The organism is Achromobacter sp. ACRQX (genome assembly GCF_022346505.1).
Lineage (GTDB): Bacteria > Pseudomonadota > Gammaproteobacteria > Burkholderiales > Burkholderiaceae_B > Achromobacter > Achromobacter animicus.
Genome location: NZ_JAKRML010000004.1, coordinates 111,208 through 130,746, shown reverse-complemented (window position 1 = coordinate 130,746; position 19,539 = coordinate 111,208). Strand labels below are relative to the sequence as shown.

16 protein-coding genes are annotated in these 19,539 nt (G+C 67.2%); 8 read left to right on the top strand and 8 right to left on the bottom strand.

What is annotated here, in order from left to right:
* Positions 1–45 precede the first annotated feature (45 nt).
* Together MHZ91_RS05925 and MHZ91_RS05920 are read left to right on the top strand one after the other, a co-directional pair.
* Entirely contained in the window at positions 46–528 is a 483-nt protein-coding gene (locus MHZ91_RS05925) for a YajQ family cyclic di-GMP-binding protein (RefSeq protein ID WP_056571865.1), read from the top strand.
* Positions 529–546: 18 nt separating this feature from the next.
* Positions 547–1,452: a LysR family transcriptional regulator gene (locus MHZ91_RS05920; protein WP_218343073.1), complete on the top strand. Its 906-nt coding sequence runs from the start codon at positions 547–549 to the stop codon at positions 1,450–1,452.
* A gap of 52 nt (positions 1,453–1,504) precedes the next feature.
* Here MHZ91_RS05920 and MHZ91_RS05915 read toward each other — a convergent pair whose 3' ends face one another.
* Positions 1,505–2,950, bottom strand: coding sequence for an AlkA N-terminal domain-containing protein (locus MHZ91_RS05915; RefSeq protein WP_239212911.1), 1,446 nt, complete (start codon positions 2,948–2,950; stop codon positions 1,505–1,507).
* A 146-nt stretch (positions 2,951–3,096) separates the two neighbouring features.
* Here MHZ91_RS05915 and MHZ91_RS05910 point away from each other — a divergent pair, with 146 nt between their 5' ends.
* The 3 genes from MHZ91_RS05910 (at position 3,097) to MHZ91_RS05900 (ending at position 6,003) form a co-directional block, all read left to right on the top strand.
* A complete protein-coding gene (locus MHZ91_RS05910; protein WP_239212910.1) occupies positions 3,097–3,663 on the top strand; it encodes a methylated-DNA--[protein]-cysteine S-methyltransferase in 567 nt (188 codons plus the stop codon).
* An 83-nt stretch (positions 3,664–3,746) separates the two neighbouring features.
* Positions 3,747–4,832, top strand: coding sequence for a tartrate dehydrogenase (locus tag MHZ91_RS05905; RefSeq protein ID WP_175137718.1), 1,086 nt, complete (start codon positions 3,747–3,749; stop codon positions 4,830–4,832).
* 190 nt (positions 4,833–5,022) lie between these two features.
* Complete coding sequence (locus MHZ91_RS05900) at positions 5,023–6,003, top strand: tripartite tricarboxylate transporter substrate binding protein (protein WP_175124471.1); 981 nt, start codon at positions 5,023–5,025, stop codon at positions 6,001–6,003.
* A 57-nt stretch (positions 6,004–6,060) separates the two neighbouring features.
* Here the strand turns inward: MHZ91_RS05900 and MHZ91_RS05895 are convergent, their stop codons facing one another.
* The 7 genes from MHZ91_RS05895 to urtA all read right to left on the bottom strand — a co-directional run bounded on the left by MHZ91_RS05895 (position 6,061) and on the right by urtA (position 12,881).
* Positions 6,061–6,666, bottom strand: a complete 606-nt coding sequence (locus MHZ91_RS05895; RefSeq protein WP_239212909.1) for a phosphatase PAP2 family protein — start codon at positions 6,664–6,666, stop codon at positions 6,061–6,063.
* Positions 6,667–6,757: 91 nt separating this feature from the next.
* Positions 6,758–7,186 (bottom strand): arsenate reductase (glutaredoxin), encoded by a 429-nt coding sequence (gene arsC, locus MHZ91_RS05890; protein WP_239212908.1) that lies wholly within the window; start codon positions 7,184–7,186, stop codon positions 6,758–6,760.
* A gap of 123 nt (positions 7,187–7,309) precedes the next feature.
* Positions 7,310–8,008: an urea ABC transporter ATP-binding subunit UrtE gene (gene urtE / locus MHZ91_RS05885; protein ID WP_056571844.1), complete on the bottom strand. Its 699-nt coding sequence runs from the start codon at positions 8,006–8,008 to the stop codon at positions 7,310–7,312.
* A 2-nt stretch (positions 8,009–8,010) separates the two neighbouring features.
* Positions 8,011–8,850, bottom strand: coding sequence for an urea ABC transporter ATP-binding protein UrtD (gene urtD, locus MHZ91_RS05880; protein WP_239212907.1), 840 nt, complete (start codon positions 8,848–8,850; stop codon positions 8,011–8,013).
* Positions 8,847–9,974 (bottom strand): urea ABC transporter permease subunit UrtC, encoded by a 1,128-nt coding sequence (gene urtC, locus MHZ91_RS05875; protein WP_175137722.1) that lies wholly within the window; start codon positions 9,972–9,974, stop codon positions 8,847–8,849. The genes urtD and urtC overlap by 4 nt, the downstream gene beginning before the upstream one ends.
* A complete protein-coding gene (urtB, locus tag MHZ91_RS05870) occupies positions 9,971–11,602 on the bottom strand; it encodes an urea ABC transporter permease subunit UrtB (RefSeq protein WP_239212906.1) in 1,632 nt (543 codons plus the stop codon). Before urtB ends, urtC begins: the two co-directional genes overlap by 4 nt.
* A 25-nt stretch (positions 11,603–11,627) precedes the next feature.
* A complete protein-coding gene (gene urtA / locus MHZ91_RS05865; RefSeq protein WP_239212905.1) occupies positions 11,628–12,881 on the bottom strand; it encodes an urea ABC transporter substrate-binding protein in 1,254 nt (417 codons plus the stop codon).
* Positions 12,882–13,252: 371 nt separating this feature from the next.
* Here urtA and atzF point away from each other — a divergent pair, with 371 nt between their 5' ends.
* Genes atzF through MHZ91_RS05850 form a run of 3 tightly spaced genes read left to right on the top strand, consistent with a single transcriptional unit; the run spans position 13,253 to position 19,499 of the window.
* Complete coding sequence (gene atzF / locus MHZ91_RS05860) at positions 13,253–15,085, top strand: allophanate hydrolase (protein ID WP_239212904.1); 1,833 nt, start codon at positions 13,253–13,255, stop codon at positions 15,083–15,085.
* 50 nt (positions 15,086–15,135) lie between these two features.
* Positions 15,136–18,774, top strand: coding sequence for an urea carboxylase (gene uca / locus MHZ91_RS05855; RefSeq protein ID WP_239212903.1), 3,639 nt, complete (start codon positions 15,136–15,138; stop codon positions 18,772–18,774).
* A complete protein-coding gene (locus MHZ91_RS05850; RefSeq protein ID WP_217481052.1) occupies positions 18,771–19,499 on the top strand; it encodes a GntR family transcriptional regulator in 729 nt (242 codons plus the stop codon). Before uca ends, MHZ91_RS05850 begins: the two co-directional genes overlap by 4 nt.
* Positions 19,500–19,539: the final 40 nt, after the last annotated feature.

Sequence of the window (19,539 nt, the reverse complement as noted above, 5' to 3'; positions counted from 1 at the left end):
GGCGGGCATTGCACTTTTCCGCCAATTTTCACAGGACCCCGTGTCATGCCTACTTTTGACGTCGTCTCCGAAGTCGACAAACACGAACTGACCAACGCCGTCGACCAAGCCAACCGCGAACTGTCCACGCGCTTCGACTTCAAGGGCACCGAAGCCAAGTTTGAGCTCGAGGGCTATGTCGTGACCCAGGTCGCTTCCAGCGCGTTCCAGCTCAAGCAGATGCTGGACATCCTGCGCGGCCGCCTGTCTGCCCGCGGCATCGACGTGCGCTGCCTGGACGTGGCCGACCCGCTGGAAAACCTGGGCGGCGCCCGCCAGAAGGTCACCATCAAACAGGGCATCGAACAGCCCGTCGCCAAGAAGCTCATCGCCGCCATCAAGAACGCCAAGCTCAAGGTCGAATCGCAGATCAATGGCGACAAGCTGCGCATCTCGGGCAAGAAGCGCGACGACCTGCAGACCGCCATTGCATTGCTGAAAAAGACCGACGTCGAGCTGCCGCTGCAGTTCGAAAACTTCCGCGACTAAGCCGCGCGGGCCGCACCGATGGGGCATTCCAGCGAACTGCTCCTTGTCGTTGAGCTTGCGCGCGCGGGCGGCATGTCGGCCGCGGCGCGCGAGCTTGATGTCACCCCTGCCGCAGTCAGCAAGCGGCTGGCGCAGATCGAGGCGCGGCTGGGCGTGCGGCTCTTCAACCGCAGCACGCGGCGCCTCAGTCTTACCGCCGAGGGCGAGGTGTATCTGGAAAACGCCCGCCGCATCCTGGGCGAGATCGACGACCTGGACGCGCTCATCGCCAGCCGTCAGGCCGCCCCGCGCGGCCTGCTCAAAGTCAATGCGCCGCTGGGTTTCGGGCGCAGCTATATCGCGCCGGCCATCGCGGAATTCGCGCAGCAGTATCCCGAAGTCTCGCTGCAATTGCAGCTGACCGACCGGCCGGCCGACTTCGTGCGCGAGGCCTTTGACGTTGCGGTGCGCTTTGGCGATCTACCCGACACGAGTCTCATCGCGCGCAAGATCGCGCCCAACCGGCGCCTCGTGTGCGCGTCGCCCGGTTACCTGAAAAAACACGGCACGCCGGCCACGCCGCACGATCTGGCGCGGCACCAGTGCATCGTGCTGCGCCAGAACGACGCTGCCTATGGGCTGTGGCGTTTCACGAAGGGCCGGCGCAGCGAAACCGTGAAGGTGCGCGGCAATCTCAGCAGCAACGATGGCGAGGTCACCCTGACCTGGGGCCTGGCCGGCCTGGGCATCCTGCAACGCGCGGAATGGGACCTGGCGCGCTACCTGCGCAGCGGCCGGCTGGTGCAGGTGCTGGAGGACTATGCGCTGCCGCAGGCGGATATCTACGCTGTTTTCCCGGAAAGGCACCACCTGTCCGCCAAGGTGCGGGTGTTCGTGGATTTTCTGGTGGCGTATTTCGGCGAAGGGTCGGAGGGGCGGTGGTGAAGCGCTGTTCCTTTGTGCGAGATCCCGTTGCGCGCGATTCCTTCAACATCGATCACGCTGTCCACAGGTGCTGCGCCGCGTAGGCGCGCCACGGCCGCCAGGCCTCGGACCGCGTCAACAGTTGCGCGGGTGTGTAGGCCCGCGATTCCAGTTTTTCCAGCGCGCGGATCAGGCCGATATCCGCATGCGGAAACGCATCCGGCTCACGCAATTGCCGCAGCGCGATGTATTGCGCCGTCCATTCCCCCACGCCGCGTATCGTGCGCAACCGCCGCACGGCGTCTTCCAGGTCGAGGGCGGCGTCAAAGAGATGCGGGTCCGCGACCGCTGCCGCGGCCACCGCGGACAGCGTCGCCGCCCGGCTGCGCGGCATGCCCAGCGAGGCCAGTTCGGCGGCAGCCACCACGTCCGGCTCGGGAAACACGTGCGTCAGCGCGCCGTCCGGCTGCGCTAGCGGCTTGCCATGCGCCGCCACCAGCTTGCCCGCCAGCCGGATGGCGGCGGCCACCGTGATCTGTTGTCCCAGCACTGCCCGCATGGCCAGTTCAAAACCGTCCCACGCGCCCGGCACGCGCAGCCCCGGCCGCGCCTGCATCAGCGCTGTCATGACCGGATCGGCGGCAAACTGCGCAGCGATTGCCGCCGGGTCGCTGGCCAGGTCGAACACGCGGCGCAGGCGCGCGATGATGGCCGGCAGCGACGGCAGATGAGGAAAGCGCACCGCCACCTGCAGCGCGTCGCCCGCGCCCGGCCGCACCGTGACCGTGCCTTGCGCACCATCCAGGCTGACGGTGCGCGCATACGTGTCGCCCGTCACGGACTCGACGCCGGGAATGGCGCGCAGCCGCAGGAACGCCAGCATGGCGTCCCAGTCGTAGGGCGGGCGGTAGCGCAGCAGCAGCTTGATTTCCCCATTTTGGCCCGCCGGGACCTCCGGCTTGCCTGAACGCCGCAGTTCGCCGGGGGCCCGGCCGAACAGGTCGAGGAACACCTCGTTGAAACGGCGGATGCTGCCGAATCCCGACGCGAAGGCGATCTCGGCCATGGGCAACTGCGTTTCATGGATGAGCTGCTTGGCCAGCAGCACGCGGCGCGTCTGCGCGAATGCGACGGGCGAGGCGCCCAGGTGCTGGCGGAACTGGCGCCGCAACTGCCGTTCGCCCACGCCCAGGCGCTGCGCCAGCGCATCGACGCCGGCCTCGTCCAGCGCGCCCAGCTCGATACGCTGCAATGCGCGCGACACGGTGGGCGGCAACTCGTGGCCGGGGCCGACTTCGGGCGCCGTTTCGGGGCGGCAGCGCAGGCAAGGGTGAAACCCGGCTTCCTGCGCGGCCGCGGCCGTCGAAAAGAACGTGACGTTTTTCGACAGCGGCGTGCGCGCCGGACAGACCGGACGGCAATAGATGCGCGTGGTCTTGACGGCCGTGAAGAAGCGGCCGTCGTAACGGGCGTCGCGCACCTGGATGGCGCTGTAGCAGGCTTCGTGGTTCAGGTTCATGAAGCGATGCTAACGCCGCCGGGCGGGCAAGATCTAGCGGATTTCGGACAGGGTTGTGAATGTCACACTGCTGTCCGAAAACCGCCAGCGCCCGGTCCGGCGGCGGGTCTATATTGGCGGCTTGCACACCTATCCGGAGCGACATCATGCCGGTACACACCTTTCTGCTGGAACGGGTTCCCACCCCCATTGGCCGGATGCTCGTGCTGACCGATGCCCAAGCCCACCTGCGCGCCGTGGACTGGGAAGACTACGAATCCCGCATGCACCTGCTGTTACAGCGCCAGTACGGCCGGGGCGCGGTGCAACTGCAGGACGCCGCGCAGCCTTCGCAGGCAAGCCGCGCGCTGCAAGCGTATTTCGATGGCGACGTGGACGCCATCACGGATCTCCCGGTCGCCTTCGGCGGCACGCGCTTCCAGCAGCAGGTCTGGCACGCGCTGCGCGGCATCGAAGGCGGCAGCACCATCAGCTACGGCACGCTGGCGACCCGAATCGCCCGTCCCACGGCCGTGCGCGCGGTCGGGCTGGCCAACGGCGCCAATCCCGTGGGCATCGTCATTCCTTGCCATCGCGTGATCGGCGCCAACGCCGCGCTGACGGGCTACGGCGGCGGCCTGCACCGCAAGCGCTGGCTGCTGGCGCACGAGGCCGCCTGGCGCAGCGCGCAGCCGCAGCGCCGTACCGAGGCGGCACTTTCAACTTCAAGTTGAAAATGTTGTGAATTTCGGCGCGTTCACCACGCGCCGCGCTCGGTACAGTGCCAGCAGACTCATCCGCACGGAGCGCTGGCACCATGAAGACCTATCGCATTGCAACCATCCCCGGCGACGGCATCGGCAAGGAAGTGATTCCCGCCGGCCAGCGCGTCATGCAGGAACTCGCGGCCCAGGGCGGTCTGCGGTTCGAATTTGAAGACTTCGACTGGGGCGGCGACTACTACCGCAAGCATGGCGTCATGATGCCCGCCGACGGGCTGGATGCGCTGCGGGACAAGGACGCGATCCTGTTCGGCTCGGCCGGCGACCCCGACATCGCCGACCACATCACCTTGTGGGGCCTGCGCCTGAAGATCTGCCAGGGCTTCGACCAATATGCCAACGTACGCCCGACGCGCATCCTGCCGGGCATCGACGCCCCGCTCAAGCGCTGCACGCCCGAACAGCTGAACTGGGTGATCGTGCGCGAGAACTCCGAAGGCGAGTACTCCGGCGTCGGCGGCCGCGTGCATCAAGGCCATCCCATCGAGGCCGCGACCGACGTGTCGATCATGACGCGCGCCGGCGTCGAGCGCATCCTGCGCTTTGCGTTCAAGCTGGCGCAGTCGCGGCCGCGCAAGCTGCTGACCGTTGTCACCAAGTCCAACGCCCAGCGCCACGCCATGGTGATGTGGGACGAGATCGCCGTGCAGGTCAGCCGCGAATTCCCCGACGTGACCTGGGACAAGGAGCTGGTCGACGCCGCCACCGCCCGTATGGTCAACCGGCCCGCGACGCTGGACACCATCGTCGCCACCAACCTGCACGCCGACATCCTGAGCGACCTGGCGGCCGCCCTGGCCGGCAGCCTGGGCATCGCGCCCACCGGCAATATCGACCCCGAGCGCCGCTACCCGTCCATGTTCGAACCCATCCACGGTTCTGCCTTCGACATCATGGGCAAGGGACTCGCCAATCCGGTCGGGACGTTCTGGTCGGTGGTGATGCTGCTGGAACACCTGGGCGAGACCGATGCGGCGGCGCGGCTGATGCAGGCCATCGAAAGCGTCACCGCCGACCCCGCGCTGCACACCGGCGACCTGGGCGGACGGGCGACGACCGAGCAGGTGACCAAGGCGGTCTGCGCAAAGCTGGCGGAATCGGCGCAAGCCAAGGCGGCATAGACGGCTTCCGGATGTAGGACGGATTCCGGTGTCAGACACCCTTCTTGATGTAGGACCGTTTCCGGTGTCAGACACCTGAATCTGTCTTACGGCTTCAGGAAATCCGGTCAGGTAAGAGGACATCAGATCCGACCCCTGCGCCCGGCAACACAACAACAAGCGAAGTTCATTCGTAGTCAGGAGACAAATCATGCATAAGAAAGCGATGACCGCGCGCGCCCTGGCGTTCGCCTGCCTGATCGGCGTTGCATTCGCGGGCGGCGCGCAGGCGCAGTCCTACCCGGCGCGTCCCGTGAGCCTGATCGTGCCGTTCCCGGCGGGCGGCACGACGGACGTGCTGGCGCGCGCGTTGGGGCAGGAGCTGGCCAAGAGCCTCGGCCAGCCGGTGGTGGTCGAGAACAAGCCGGGCGCGGGTTCGACGCTGGGCGCGGACTACGTCGCCAAGGCGGCGCCGGACGGCTACACGTTGCTGATGGGCGCGGTGCATCACACCATCGCCACCAGTGTCTACAAAAGCCTGCATTACGACTTCCAGAAGGACTTCGCGCCGGTCACCACGGTGGCGCTGGTGCCCAACGTGCTGGTCGTCAATCCCAAGCTGCCCGCCAAGGACGTGGCGTCGCTATTGAAACTGGCGCAGGCGTCGCCCGGCAAGCTGACCTACGGTTCCAACGGCATGGGAACGGGCCAGCACCTGATCGGCGCACAGTTCGAGCGCGCGGGCCATGTGCAGCTGCTGCATGTGCCGTACAAGGGCAGTGGTCCGCTGACGACCGATCTGCTGGGCGGCCAGATCGACATGTCGTTCGACACGATCACGCCGGTGCTGGCGCACATTCAGAGCGGCAAGCTGCGTGCGCTGGCGGTCACCACCAACCAGCGTTCGGCCGCGCTGCCGGACGTGCCGACCATGGAAGAGGCCGGTCTGAAGCCCTTCAACATGGGCACGTGGTTCGGCGTGCTGGCGCCGGCCGCCGCGCCCAAGGAGGTGGTCGACCGGCTGAATGCCGAGATGGTGAAGATCATCCGATCACCCGATTTCACGCGCCGCATGGCGGAAATCGGCGCGGTGCCGATCGGCGACACGCCCGCGGAAATGAAGGCACGCATAGGCGCAGACACCGCGAACTACGCGAAGCTGGTCAAGGAAGCGAAAGTTGCAGTGAATTGAGGGGCAGGGCGGGAGCGGCCATTGCGGCCGCTGCCGCGCCGGCCGTCGTGACCCCCGTCATGCGCGGATCCATCCACGCGAAATCGGCAGGGCCAGCACCTTGCGATACAGCCCCTGGATTGCCGCCGTCACCGGCGCGCCCGCGCGGCGCCACACGGGAATCGTGACCGCCGCGGCCATGGGCGCCAGCAGCAACCCGCCCAGGATATCCAGCGGGAAATGCACGCCCAGATACACGCGCGATGTCCCCACGAGCAACGCGCCCCCCAATGCCAGCCAGCCCCATCCCGCCCAGCGGCGATCCAGGATCAGCGCAAAGGCGAAGGCCGCGATGATGATCGTGTGATTGCTGGGAAACGACGAGGTCGCCTTGTGCGTGAAGAAGGCGTGCCCCAGGCCGATCACGAACGGCCGCGGATGCGGCCACAGCATGCCGCATAAATAGCTGGCGGCCAACGCCACGGCGACGCTGGCCAGCGCCTTGAGCATCAGGCTGCGCCGGGCTTCCTTGCCCCACAGCCACACGGCGGCCATGACGCCCGGCACCAGCAGGATGAGCTTGTTCGCCACCAGCATGGCCGCATGGATCCGCCACGCGGGCGTGGCGGGGTCGGCGTTGATCAGAAGAAAAAGGGACTGGTTGAAGCTTTCCAGGAAATCCATGACACGTCATCGCGGCGTAATAAATCGGTTGCCGCGATGGTAATGACCGTACCCGTCAGTTCCCTTACAACGCGCTTCGATACGGCCGCTTTTACTTCTGGATGCGATTGCCCTGCGCATCGACAACCGGCTCGCCGCTTTCCTTCGAGAAAGCGCCCTTCTGCGGCGACGGAAGAATGTCCAGCACCAGTTCGCACGGCCGGCACAGCTTCGCGCCCAGCGGCGTCGACACAAAGGGACGGTTCAGCAGGATCGGGTGCTGCTCGATCGCGTCCAGCAACGCGTCATCCGACAGCGACGTGTCGTCCAGACCCAGTTCCGCGTAGGGCGTGCCCTTTTCGCGCAGGGCATCACGCACGCTGACGCCAGCCTTTTTGAACAGCGCTTTCAGCGTTTCGCGCGAGGGCGGCGTTTCCAGGTACAGGACGATCTGCGGCTCGATGCCGGCGTTGCGGATCAGGCCCAGCGTGTTGCGCGAGGTGCCGCACTTGGGGTTGTGATAGATGATGACGTCGGACATGAGGGCTCCTCCTTCGGGTGATGCGCGATGAATCTGCACAATGCAACTGCGCCATGCCATTGAGCAAGGCAAGACCCGGAGCATAGTCCATCTACCGCGCCGCAGTCCGGCGCCGCGCCGCCGTCACACCGACAGATGCCGCCGCACGTCCTCGCCGTCGATGGCATCGCGCCCGCCGCTTGCCACCACCTCGCCGCGCGACAGCACGACAAACTGGTCCGCCAGTTCGCGCGCGAAATCAAAATACTGTTCGCACAGCAGGATCGCGATGTCGCCGCGCTGGCGCAGCATGTGGATAACCCGCGCGATGTCCTTGATGATGGACGGCTGGATGCCTTCGGTGGGCTCGTCCAGGATGATGAGCTTGGGCTCGGCCACCAGCGCCCGCGCGATGGCCAACTGCTGCTGTTGCCCGCCAGACAGATCGCCGCCGCGCCGCGACAGCATGCTTTTCAGCACCGGGAACAGTTCAAAGACTTCCTCCTTGATGCGGCGGGCGCGGGCCGCGGGTTTGGTCGCCATGCCCATGAGGATGTTTTCTTCGACCGTCAGCCGCGCGAAGATGTCGCGGCCCTGGGGCACATAAGCCATGCCGCGCGCGGCGCGCTGGTGCGGCGCCAGGCGCGTGATGTCGGCGCCGTCGAAGGCGATGCCGCCGCGCGCCACGGGCAGCACGCCCATGACGCACTTGAGCAGCGTTGTCTTGCCCACGCCATTGCGGCCCAGGAGCGCCAGGCATTCGCCTTGCCGCACCGACAGCGACACGCCGCGCAGGGTATGGCTGCCGCCGTAGTATTGGTCGATCGTGCTTACGTCCAGCATGTTCAGCGCCCCAAGTAGACTTCGATCACGCGCGGGTCGGCCTGCACACGGCTCATCGGGCCTTCGGCCAGCACCGAGCCTTCGTGCAGCACCGTCACCTTGCCATCGCCCGCGATCTGGTTCACGAAGTCCATGTCGTGTTCCACCACCATCAGGGAATGCCGGCCGCGCAGTTCATTCAAGAGTTCGCCGGTGCGTTCGGTCTCGGCGTCGGTCATGCCGGCCACGGGTTCGTCCAGCAGCAGCAACTGCGGCTCCTGCATCAGCAGCATGCCGATCTCCAGCCACTGCTTCTGGCCGTGCGACAAGAGGCCCGCGGGCCGCCATACCTCGGGCCGCAGCCGGATCAGGTCCAGCGTCTCGCCGATCCGGTCGGCCTGTTCGCTGGACAGCCGCGAGAACAGGGTGGGGCGCACGCGCTTGTCCGTCTTCATCGCCAATTCCAGGTTCTCGAACACGGTGTGCTGTTCGAACACCGTGGGGCGCTGGAACTTGCGGCCGATGCCCGCGTGCGCGATCTGCGCCTCGCTCAGCGTCGTCAGGTCGATGCTCTGGCCGAAGTAGGCCGTGCCCGCCGTGGGCCGCGTCTTGCCGGTGATGACGTCCATCATGGTGGTCTTGCCGGCGCCGTTGGGGCCGATGATGCAGCGCAGTTCGCCCACGCCGATATCCAGCGTCAGATCATTCAACGCCTTGAAGCCGTCGAAGCTGACCGTGATGCCTTCCAGGTACAGGATGGCGCCGTGGCTGGTGTCCAGGCCCTTGGGGCTGACGCGGCCATAGCCGGCGTCGCCGCTCGGGCCGCCGTCCAGCGTGGCCGATTCGGTGTGCGTGGTGGTCATGCCTTTTTCTCCTGGACGCGGGCCGCGATGCGGCGGGCAAGACCGACGATGCCGGTGGGCAGGAACAGGGTCACCAGCACGAAGATGAGGCCCAGCGCGTACAGCCAGTATTCCGGCAGCACGCTGGTGAACCAGGTCTTCAGGCCGTTGACGGCGCCCGCGCCGATGATGGGGCCGATCAGCGTGCCGCGCCCGCCCGTCGCCACCCAGATGACCATCTCGATGGAGTTCTCGGTGGACATTTCACCGGGATTGATGATGCCGACCTGCGGCACGTACAGCGCCCCGGCGATGCCGCACAGCACGGCCGACAGCGTCCATACGAACAGCTTGAAGCCCAGCGGGTCGTAGCCGATGAAGCGCACGCGGCTTTCGGCATCGCGCACGGCGGTCAGCACGCGGCCCAGCTTGCTCTGCGTGACCATGCGCGCAAGAATCAGCGCGCCGGCCAGCGCCGCCAGCGTCACCCAGTACAACGTCGCGCGCGTGCCCGGCGCGGTGATGTCAAAGCCCAGAATGCGCTTGAAATCGGTAAAGCCGTTGTTGCCGCCAAACCCCGTGTCGTTGCGAAAGAACAGCAGCATCGCGGCAAAGGTCAGCGCCTGGGTAATGATCGAGAAGTACACGCCCTTGATGCGCGAGCGGAAGGCAAAGTAGCCGAAGACGAAGGCCAGCACGCCCGGCACCAGCACCACCAGCAGCATCGCGTACCAGAAGTGTTCGGTGAACGACCAGTACCAGGGGTAGGTCTTCCAATCCAGGAACACCATGAAGTCGGGCAGGTCGCTCTGGTAGACGCCGTCGCGGCCGATGGCGCGCATCAGGTACATGCCGTGCGCGTAGCCGCCCAGCGCAAAGAACAGGCCATGGCCCAGCGACAGGATGCCCGCATAGCCCCACACCAGGTCCAGCGCCAGCGCCGCCATGGCGTAGCACATGAACTTGCCCATCAAGGCCACGGCGTAGGCCGACACATGCAGTGCATGGCCGGGCGGAAACACCAGATTCATCAGCGGCAACAGCGCCAGCAGGACGACGCCCGCGGCCAGCGCCGCCCACACGCGGCCCGAGAAGATCGGGCGGCGCGCCAGCAGGTTCAGGTCGGTCAGCGCGGTCTGTTTCATTCGACGCTCCGGCCCTTGGGGGCGAACAGGCCTTGTGGCCGCTTTTGGACGAACAGCACGATGAGCACCAGGATGGTGATCTTGGCCATGACAGCTCCCGCGTAAGGCTCAAGGAATTTATTCACGCCGCCCAGGCCGAGCGCGGCGATGACGGTGCCGGCCAGCTGGCCCACCCCGCCCAGCACCACGACCATGAACGAGTCGACGATGTAGCCGCGGCCCAGGTCCGGCCCCACGTTGCCCAGCTGGGACAGCGCCACGCCCGCAAGCCCCGCGATGCCCGAGCCCAGGCCGAAGGCCAGCATGTCAACGCGGCCGGTGGGCACGCCCACGCAGTCGGCCATGCGCCGGTTCTGCGTGATGGCGCGGACAAAGAGGCCGAGCCGCGTGTGGTTCAGCAGGGCCCACACCAGAAACACCACAAAGAAGGCAAAGCCGATGATGACGAGCCGGTTGTAGGTCAGCACCAACCCGCCCAACACCGTTACGCCGCCCGACATCCAGCTGGGGTTGCCGACCTCCACGTTCTGCGCGCCGAAGAGCGACCGCACGCCCTGCATCAGCATCAGGCTGATGCCCCAGGTGGCCAGCAGCGTTTCAAGCGGACGGCCATACAGCCAGCGGATCACGGTGCGTTCCAGCGCCATGCCCACCAGCGCCGTCACCACGAAGGCAAGCGGCAACGCGGCCACGACATACCAGTCCAGCCAGCCCGGCAGCCAGGCGCGAAACACCGTCTGCACCACGTACGTCACATACGCGCCGATCATCAGCAGTTCGCCGTGCGCCATGTTGATGACGCCCATCAGGCCGAAGGTGATGGCCAGGCCCAGCGCGGCCAGCAGCAGCACGCTGCCTAGGCTCACGCCGTAAAAGAGATTGCCGGCCCATTCGATCGTGGCCAGGTGCCGGTCGATCTGCTTGAGCGCATTGGCCGCCGCCTCGCGGACGCCGGCGTCGGGTTCGGTGTACGTCCCGTCGCGCTCCTGCGTCAGGGCCGCCAGCGTGGGCCGGAAGGCCGCATTCTTCGTGTCGCCCAACACCTGCACCGCGTGGCGGCGCTTGGCGGGGTCTTCGCTTTTCAGTTCCAGATTGGCTTGCGCGATCAGCAGTGCGCCGCGCACGGCCTCGCTCTTCTCCGCAGCCAGCGCCTTTTCCAGCATCGGCAGGCGCGCCGGGTCGCCGGTCTGCTGCAGCCGCCGGGCCGCGTCAAGACGCTCGTTGGCGTTGTCGGAGAACAGGCGGGATCCCGCCAGCGCGGCCTCGATGGCGCGGCGCAGGCGGTTGTTGATGGAAATCGTGCCCGCGTCCGCGGGCAGGTCCACGGCAGCGCTCGTGGAAGGGTCAGTGGCGCGCGACCCGCCGGCGCCGATCAGCACGCGGCCGTCGGCAGTGGCGTAGAGCTGGTCGCTGCCCAGCGCCTGCAGCACCGCGGCCGCAGCGGGATCGGGCAGTTGGCCCAGCGCGGCAATCGCCTGCAGCCTGGCGTCGGTGTCGTCGCCGGCCAGCGGCGCAAGCAGGGCCTGGTCCACGCCGGCGGCGGCCGCGGGCGCGGCCAGCGCCGGCACGGCGATCAGCCATGCCAGGAGGAAACGACGCAAGAAGTGTGCGATTGCCGCGATGCGCATGGCTACCTTTTCCTTGGGGTTGAGACTACAGGCCTTGCTTGCCTTCGTTGCCCGGGATGTACGGGCTCCACGGCTGGGCGCGGATCGGACCCTTGCTCTTCCACACCACGCTGAACTGGCCGTCCGCCTTGATCTCGCCGACGTAGACGGGCTTGTGCAGGTGGTGGTTGGTCTTGTCCATTTCGATCGTGTAGCCGTCCGGCGCGTTGAACTTCTGCCCACCCATCGCTGCGATGACCTTGTCGACGTCGGTGGTCTTGGCCTGTTCAACCGCCTGCTTCCACATGTGGATGCCGATGTAGGTGGCTTCCATCGGATCGTTCGTCACGACGGTGTTGGCGTTGGGCAGATTCTTGGCCTTGGCGTAGGCCTTCCACTTCGCGATGAATGCGTCGTTGACGGGGTTTTTGACGGACTGGAAGTAGTTCCACGCAGCCAGGTGGCCGACCAGCGGCTTGGTGTCGACGCCGCGCAGTTCCTCTTCGCCCACGCTGAACGCCACGACCGGCACGTCGGTGGCCTTCAGGCCGGCGTTGCCCAGTTCCTTGTAGAAGGGCACGTTCGAGTCGCCATTGATGGTCGAGATCACGGCCGTCTTGCCGCCCGTGGCGAACTTCTTGATGTTCGCGACGATGGTCTGGTAGTCGGAGTGACCGAACGGGGTGTAGACCTCGTCGATGTCGCTGTCCTTCACGCCCTTGGAATGCAGGAAGGCGCGCAGGATCTTGTTGGTGGTGCGGGGATAGACGTAGTCGGTGCCCAGCAGCACGAAGCGCTTGGCGCCGCCGCCGTCTTCGCTCATCAGGTATTCGACGGCGGGAATGGCCTGCTGGTTGGGCGCGGCGCCCGTGTAGAACACGTTCTTCTCCAGCTCTTCGCCTTCGTACTGCACGGGGTAGAACAGCAGACCGTTCAGTTCCTTGAACACCGGCAGCACCGACTTGCGCGACACCGAGGTCCAGCAGCCGAAGACCACCGCCACCTTGTCCTGCGCGAGCAGCTGGCGCGACTTCTCGGCAAACAGCGGCCAGTTCGAGGCGGGGTCCACCACCACGGCTTCCAGCTTCTTGCCCATCACGCCGCCGTTGGCGTTGATCTCGTCGATGGTCATCAGGGCCACGTCCTTGAGCGACGTTTCCGAGATGGCCATGGTGCCCGACAGCGAATGCAGGATGCCGACCTTGATGGTGTCCTCGGCGGCATGGACCTGCGGCATCCATCCTGTCATGGCCAACAGGCTCACGGCGGTCAGTTGCTTAAGGGCTAGTCTGCGTTTCATGGTGACTCCTGGATGGAAGGTGCCGGCCTGGCCGGCGAGAGAACGTTCTGAAAATGCAGTCGCACAGAGACTCAAAAGCAAAACGCGTGCCAAGTTTTGGCAGGCATGCGGCTGCTGTATGAAGCGGGCGGGTTTACGCGAAGGCGCGTGGCGATGGCGGCGCCGCGCGACGGGGATCAGAACGGTGCCGTCTGCACAGAATCGGTGCGTGTTGCGCGCGATGACGGTGCGGCGTGCATGCCGATGCGATGGCCTGCGAAAGCGCCAGGCGCGCGGTCTTGCCGCGCTTCAGAGGGAAAGCGGCGTGCGCGGCCAACATGGCACGCACTTTGCTTGGGAATCCGTACTTGTATACAAGAAAGGATTCCAGCATGAATGCCGCAGCAACGCAGAAGCACCCCGCCGGTTGGACGATCGCGCAATGGCAGGCCGCCTACCGCGACGGTGCGCAGCCTGAAGGCTTGTTGGCCGGCCATGTGGCCGCGCCGGATGACGTCGAAGACAATGCCTGGATCCGGCGCGTGGACCGCGCGCAGCTCGACGAACAGCTCGACGGCCTGCGTCTCTTGCTGGCCGCGGCGGGCGGCGACATCTCGCGCCTGCCGCTGTATGGCGTTCCCTTCGCGATCAAGGACAACATCGATGCGGCCGGCTGGCCCACGACCGCGGCGTGTCCCGAGTTCGCCTATACACCGCAGGAAGACGCCACCGTCGTGCGCCGTCTGCGCGCGGCCGGCGCCATCCTCATCGGCAAGACGAATCTGGACCAGTTCGCGACCGGCCTGGTGGGCACGCGATCGCCGCATGGCGCCGTGGCCAACACGTTCGATCCCGCCTACGTCAGCGGCGGTTCCAGCTCCGGTTCGGCATCGGTGGTCGCGCGCGGCATCGCGGCGTTTTCGCTGGGCACCGATACCGCGGGCTCCGGGCGTGTGCCGGCCGGCTTCAACAATATCGTCGGGCTCAAGCCGACCAAGGGTTGGCTCAGCACCGCAGGCGTAGTGCCGGCGTGCCGCACGCTGGACTGCGTATCGATCTTTGCGCTGACGGTGGACGACGCCGACAAGGTGGCGCAAGTGGCCGGCGGGTACGACGATGCCGATCCGTATTCGCGCCCCATGCCGGTTGGCGCGTCGCTGCCGTGGCCGAAGGCGCCTCGGTTGGCGGTGCCCGCATCGCTGGAATTCTTTGGCGACACGCAGGCCGCCGCCGTGTTCGACGACGCGGTGCGTGCACTGCGTGCCGAGGGCGCCCAGGTCGAGACCATCGACTTCGCGCCGTTCAGCGAACTGGCCGCGCTGCTGTATCAAGGGCCATGGGTCGCCGAACGCTTTGCGGCCGTGGAATCGTTGTGGAAAGAGAACCCCGGCGCCATCAATCCGGTGGTGCGCGGCATTGTCGAACAGGCCGCGAACTACATCGCGCTGGACGCGTTCAAGGCCGAGTACCGGCGCGCCGAGCTCACCCGCCAGATCCATCGCGCGCTGGAAGGCTTTGACGCGCTGGTCGTGCCGACCTCGCCGTCCATCTATACCATCGCCCAGCTTGAAGCGGACCCCGTCACGCTCAATTCCCGCCTGGGTGTCTACACCAACTTCGCCAATCTGGCCGATCTGTCCGCGCTGGCAGTGCCGGCCGGCATGCGCGCCGATGGGCTGCCGTCCGGCATCACGCTGATCGGACTGGCGTGGCAGGATCGCGCGCTGGCGCAGTTCGGCAAGCAATGGCAGGCGCGGCGCGGGCTGCCGCTGGGCGCAACCGGGATGCCGCTGCCCGCGCTGGCGGCGGATGGCGCACCGTCCGCGGACACCGTGCGCGTCGCCGTCGTGGGCGCGCATCTGACCGGCATGCCGCTCAACCACCAACTGACGTCGCGCCACGCGGTGTTTGTCGAGAAGACGGCGACGGCGGGCGACTACCGCCTCTTCGCCCTGGCCAACACCACACCGCCCAAGCCCGGGCTGGTGAAGATGGACAGCGGCGCCGCCATCGAGGTCGAGCTGTGGGACGTGCCGGTGACGGCCTTCGGCGCGTTTGTGGCCGAGATTCCCGCGCCGCTGGGCATCGGCACGCTGGAGCTGGCCGACGGCCGGCTGGTCAAGGGCTTCATCTGCGAACCGCGCGGCCTGGAGGGCGCGCGCGACATCACCGCGTTCGGCGGCTGGCGGGCCTATCTGGCCAGCCTGAATGCCGCCACCTGCTGACTACCCGCTACCCACTCCATAACCCCGCCCTCACCTCAGGGAGTCGCACCGTGTTCGATACTGTTCTGATTGCAAACCGCGGCGAAATCGCCGTCCGCGCCATCCGCACCCTCAAGCGGCTGGGCATCCGCAGCGTGGCCGTCTATTCCGACCCGGACCGCAACGCCGCGCACGTGCGCGAGGCCGATGTGGCCGTGGCGCTGGGCGGCGAGAAGGCGGCCGACAGCTACCTGCGCATGGACCTGCTGCTGGCCGCCGCACGCGAACAGGGTGCGCAGGCGATCTATCCCGGCTACGGCTTTCTGTCGGAAAGCGCTGAATTCGCGGACGCCTGCGAGGCCGCGGGCATCGCCTTCGTCGGCCCCACGCCGCTGCAGATACGCGAGTTCGGGCTGAAGCACCGCTCGCGCGAGCTGGCTGCGGAAGCTGGCGTGCCGATGACGCCGGGCACCGGGCTCCTGTCCAGCCTGGGTGAGGCGCTGTCGCAGGCCGAGCGCATCGGCTATCCCGTCATGCTCAAGAGCACGGCGGGCGGCGGCGGCATTGGGCTCTCGCGCTGCGAGAACGAGGCGGAACTGACCGTGGCGTTCGACAGCGTGCAGCGCATGGGCGAGCACTTCTTTCGCGATGGCGGCGCGTTCATCGAGCGGTATGTGGACAACGCGCGGCACGTCGAGGTTCAGATCTTTGGCGACGGTGCGGGCCGCGTGCTGGCGCTGGGCGAACGCGACTGCTCGGTGCAGCGCCGCAACCAGAAGGTCATCGAAGAAACCCCCGCGCCGTTGCTGCCGGCCGCCACGCGCGCCGCGCTGCTGGATGCCGCCGTCAAGCTGGGCGAATCGGTGAACTACCGCTCTGCCGGCACGGTGGAGTTCATCTACGATCCGGGGCGCGACGCCTTCTATTTTCTGGAGGTCAACACGCGCCTGCAGGTCGAGCATCCGGTGACCGAGGCCGTCACCGGCTTGGACCTGGTGGAGTGCATGTTGCGCGTGGCAGCAGGCGAGCCGCTGGATTTCGCAGCCATGTCGCGCGCGCCGCAAGGCGCGTCCATTGAAGTGCGCCTGTATGCGGAGGATCCGCTGCGCCAGTTCCAGCCGTCGCCAGGCGTGTTGACCGAGGTCTCGTTCCCGGAAGGCGTGCGCGTCGATGGCTGGGTCGAAACCGGCACGGACGTGCCCGCGTTCTATGACCCGATGCTGGCCAAGCTGATCGTGCATGCGGACACGCGCGAGGCCGCGCTGGACAAGCTGGCCGACGCGCTGGCGCGCACGCGCCTGCACGGCATTGCGACCAACCTGGATTACCTGCGCCAGATCGTGGCCGATGCGCGCTTTCGCGCTGGGCAGCTGTCCACGTGCTTTCTGGAAAGCTTTGCGTATCGCCCGTCGGCGATCGAGGTCGTGGAAGCCGGGACCTACACCAGCGTGCAGGACTATCCCGGCCGCGCGGGCTACTGGGACATCGGTGTGCCGCCGTCCGGTCCCATGGACGACTACGCGTTTCGGGTCGCGAATCGCATCGTCGGCAACGCGCCGGACGCGGCCGGCATCGAGACCACGCTGGTCGGACCCACGCTGCGCTTTCACGGCGACGCCGTCGTGGCGTTGACCGGCGCCTCGTGCGCCGCCACGCTGGACGGCGAACCCGTCCCGATGTGGCAGCCGATCTTCGTTACGTCGGGTCAGGTGCTGGCCACCGGCCGTGCGCTGTCCGGCTGCCGCAGCTACCTGGCGGTGCGCAACGGTCTGGACGTGCCGCCGTATCTGGGCAGCCGCTCCACGTTTGCGCTGGGGCAGTTCGGCGGCCATGCCGGCCGCACGCTGCGCGTAGGCGACATGCTGCCCGTGATCCGCCCCGAGCTGGCGGGCGCCACGGCCGCGCCGCCCGAGACGCTGCCGCAGGCCGCGCCTGCGGCGCTGATCCCCGAATACGGCAGCACCTGGGAGATCGGCGTGCTGTACGGCCCGCACGGCGCGCCGGACTTTTTTCAGACGGAAGCCATCGACGCGTTCTTCGCGGCCGACTGGGAGGTGCACTACAACTCCAACCGCCTGGGCGTGCGGCTGATCGGGCCCAAGCCGACGTGGGCGCGTGAGAACGGCGGCGAGGCGGGCCTGCACCCGTCCAACATCCACGATTGCGAGTATGCGATCGGCAGCATCAACTTCACGGGCGACAGCCCCGTGATCCTGACGCGCGACGGCCCCAGCCTGGGCGGCTTCGTGTGCCCGGTCACCATTGCCCGCGCCGAACTGTGGAAGGTGGGGCAGGTCAAGCCCGGCGACCGCATCCGCTTCGTGCGCATCGACTACCCGCAGGCCGTGGCGCTGGAAGCTGCGCAGGACCGCCGCATTGCCGATCTGGCGCCGGCGGTTCCCGCTGCGACGGAGCCGACGCCCGTGCCCGCGACCGTCTCCGAGACGATCGTGGCCGCGCTGCCCGCTGAAGGATCGCGTCCCTCGGTGTCGTACCGGCAGGCGGGCGACGGCTACCTGCTGCTGGAATACGGCGACAACGTGCTGGACCTGGCGCTGCGCATGCGCATCCACCTGTTGATGGAAGCATTGAACGCGAACCCGGTGGCCGGCGTGCTGGAGCTGTCGCCGGGCGTGCGCTCGCTGCAGATCCGCTACGACAGCCGGGTGATCCTGCAGGGCGCGCTCATCGCCAGGCTGCTGAAGATCGAGGAAGGACTGGCCGACGTCGCGACGCTGAAGGTGCCGACGCGCGTCGTTTACCTGCCCATGGCCTTCGAAGACAGCGCCACGCTGGGCGCGGTGCAGCGCTATCAGGAAACCGTGCGCGCCAGCGCGCCCTGGCTGCCGAACAACGTGGACTTCATCCAGCGCATCAACGGCCTGGATTCGCGCGACGAGGTGCGCCGCATCGTCTTTGACGCCAGCTATCTCATCATGGGCCTGGGCGACGTCTATCTGGGCGCGCCGTGCGCGGTGCCGATCGATCCGCGCCACCGCCTGCTGACGTCCAAGTACAACCCGGCGCGCACCTTCACCGCCGAGGGCACGGTGGGCATCGGCGGCGTCTACATGTGCATCTACGGCATGGATTCGCCCGGGGGTTATCAGCTGGTGGGACGCACGCTGCCCATCTGGAACAAGTTCCTGAAGAATCCCGTGTTCCAGGACGGCAAGCCCTGGCTGCTGCGTTTCTTCGATCAGGTGCGGTTCTATCCGGTCACCGAAGCCGAACTGGATGTGCTGCGCGAAGACTTCCGCGAAGGCCGCGCGACGGTCCGCATCGAAGAAGAGATATTCGACTTCGCGGCGCATCAGCGTTTTGTGGCCGAGCAGGCGGACAGCATTGCCGCGTTCCAGGCGCGCCAGAAGACGGCCTTCGATGCCGAGGTGGCGCTGTGGAAGAGCGAGGATGTGGCTGCCGACCCCCCCGCCGCGCAGCCCGAGGCCGAGACCGTGCTGCGCGAGGGCGAACGCCTGGTCAGCGCGGACATGTGCGGCAACATCTGGAAGATCCCGGTCCAGGTGGGGCAGAGCGTGTCGGCCGGCGACACGCTGGTGGTGGTCGAGGCCATGAAGATGGAACTGTCCGTCATCGCGCCGGCGTCCGGCACGGTGTCCGCCATCCGGTGCGTGCCCGGCAAGCCCGTCAACGCGGGCGATCCGCTCGTCGTGATCACCGAAGACGCCACGTGCGTCGTGACCGGATGATGCGGCTGGAAGCCGTCCAGGCCGGTCCGGCCATCCGTCAGTCGCCGGCGTTGGCGGGCTCGCTGGCCGATCAGGTCTACCAGCGCATCAAGGACGACCTGTTCGGCTTCCGGATGCTGCCCGGCGAACGCTTCACGGAGGCCGATCTGGTGGCGCGGCTTGGCGTGAGCCGCACGCCGGTGCGGCTGGGTCTGGCGCGGCTGGAACGCGAAGGCTTCGTGCTGGCGCGGCCGCGCAGCGGCTGGCAGGTGCGGCCGTTCGATTTCGAGCGCTTCGAGGCGCTGTACGACGTGCGCGTGGTGCTGGAGCTGGCGGCGGTGGACAAGCTGTGCGCGCGGCAAGACATGGACCGGGCGGGGATGCTGGGCGCGCTGACCGACGTGTGGCTGGTGCCGCCCGCGCAGCGCATCCTGGACGGCCGGCTGGTGGGGCAGCTGGACGAGGCGTTTCATTGCGCGCTGGTCGCCGCGGCCGGCAACCCCGAGATGGCGCAGATCCACCGCGACGTGACGGAAAAGATCCGCATCGTGCGGCGGCTGGATTTCACGAAGGACTTCCGGGTGGACGCCACGTACGACGAACACGCGGCCATCCTGCGTGCGGTGCTGGCGCGCCGCACCGATGAGGCTGCGCGCTTGCTGCGATCCCATATCGACATGAGCAAGGCCGAGGTGCGCAAGATCACGCTGCACATGCTGCACGAGGCGCGCGCCAGCGCCGGTTGACTGGTCGAGGGCAGTTGGCGGGTTTCGGTTCCCAGCCCCT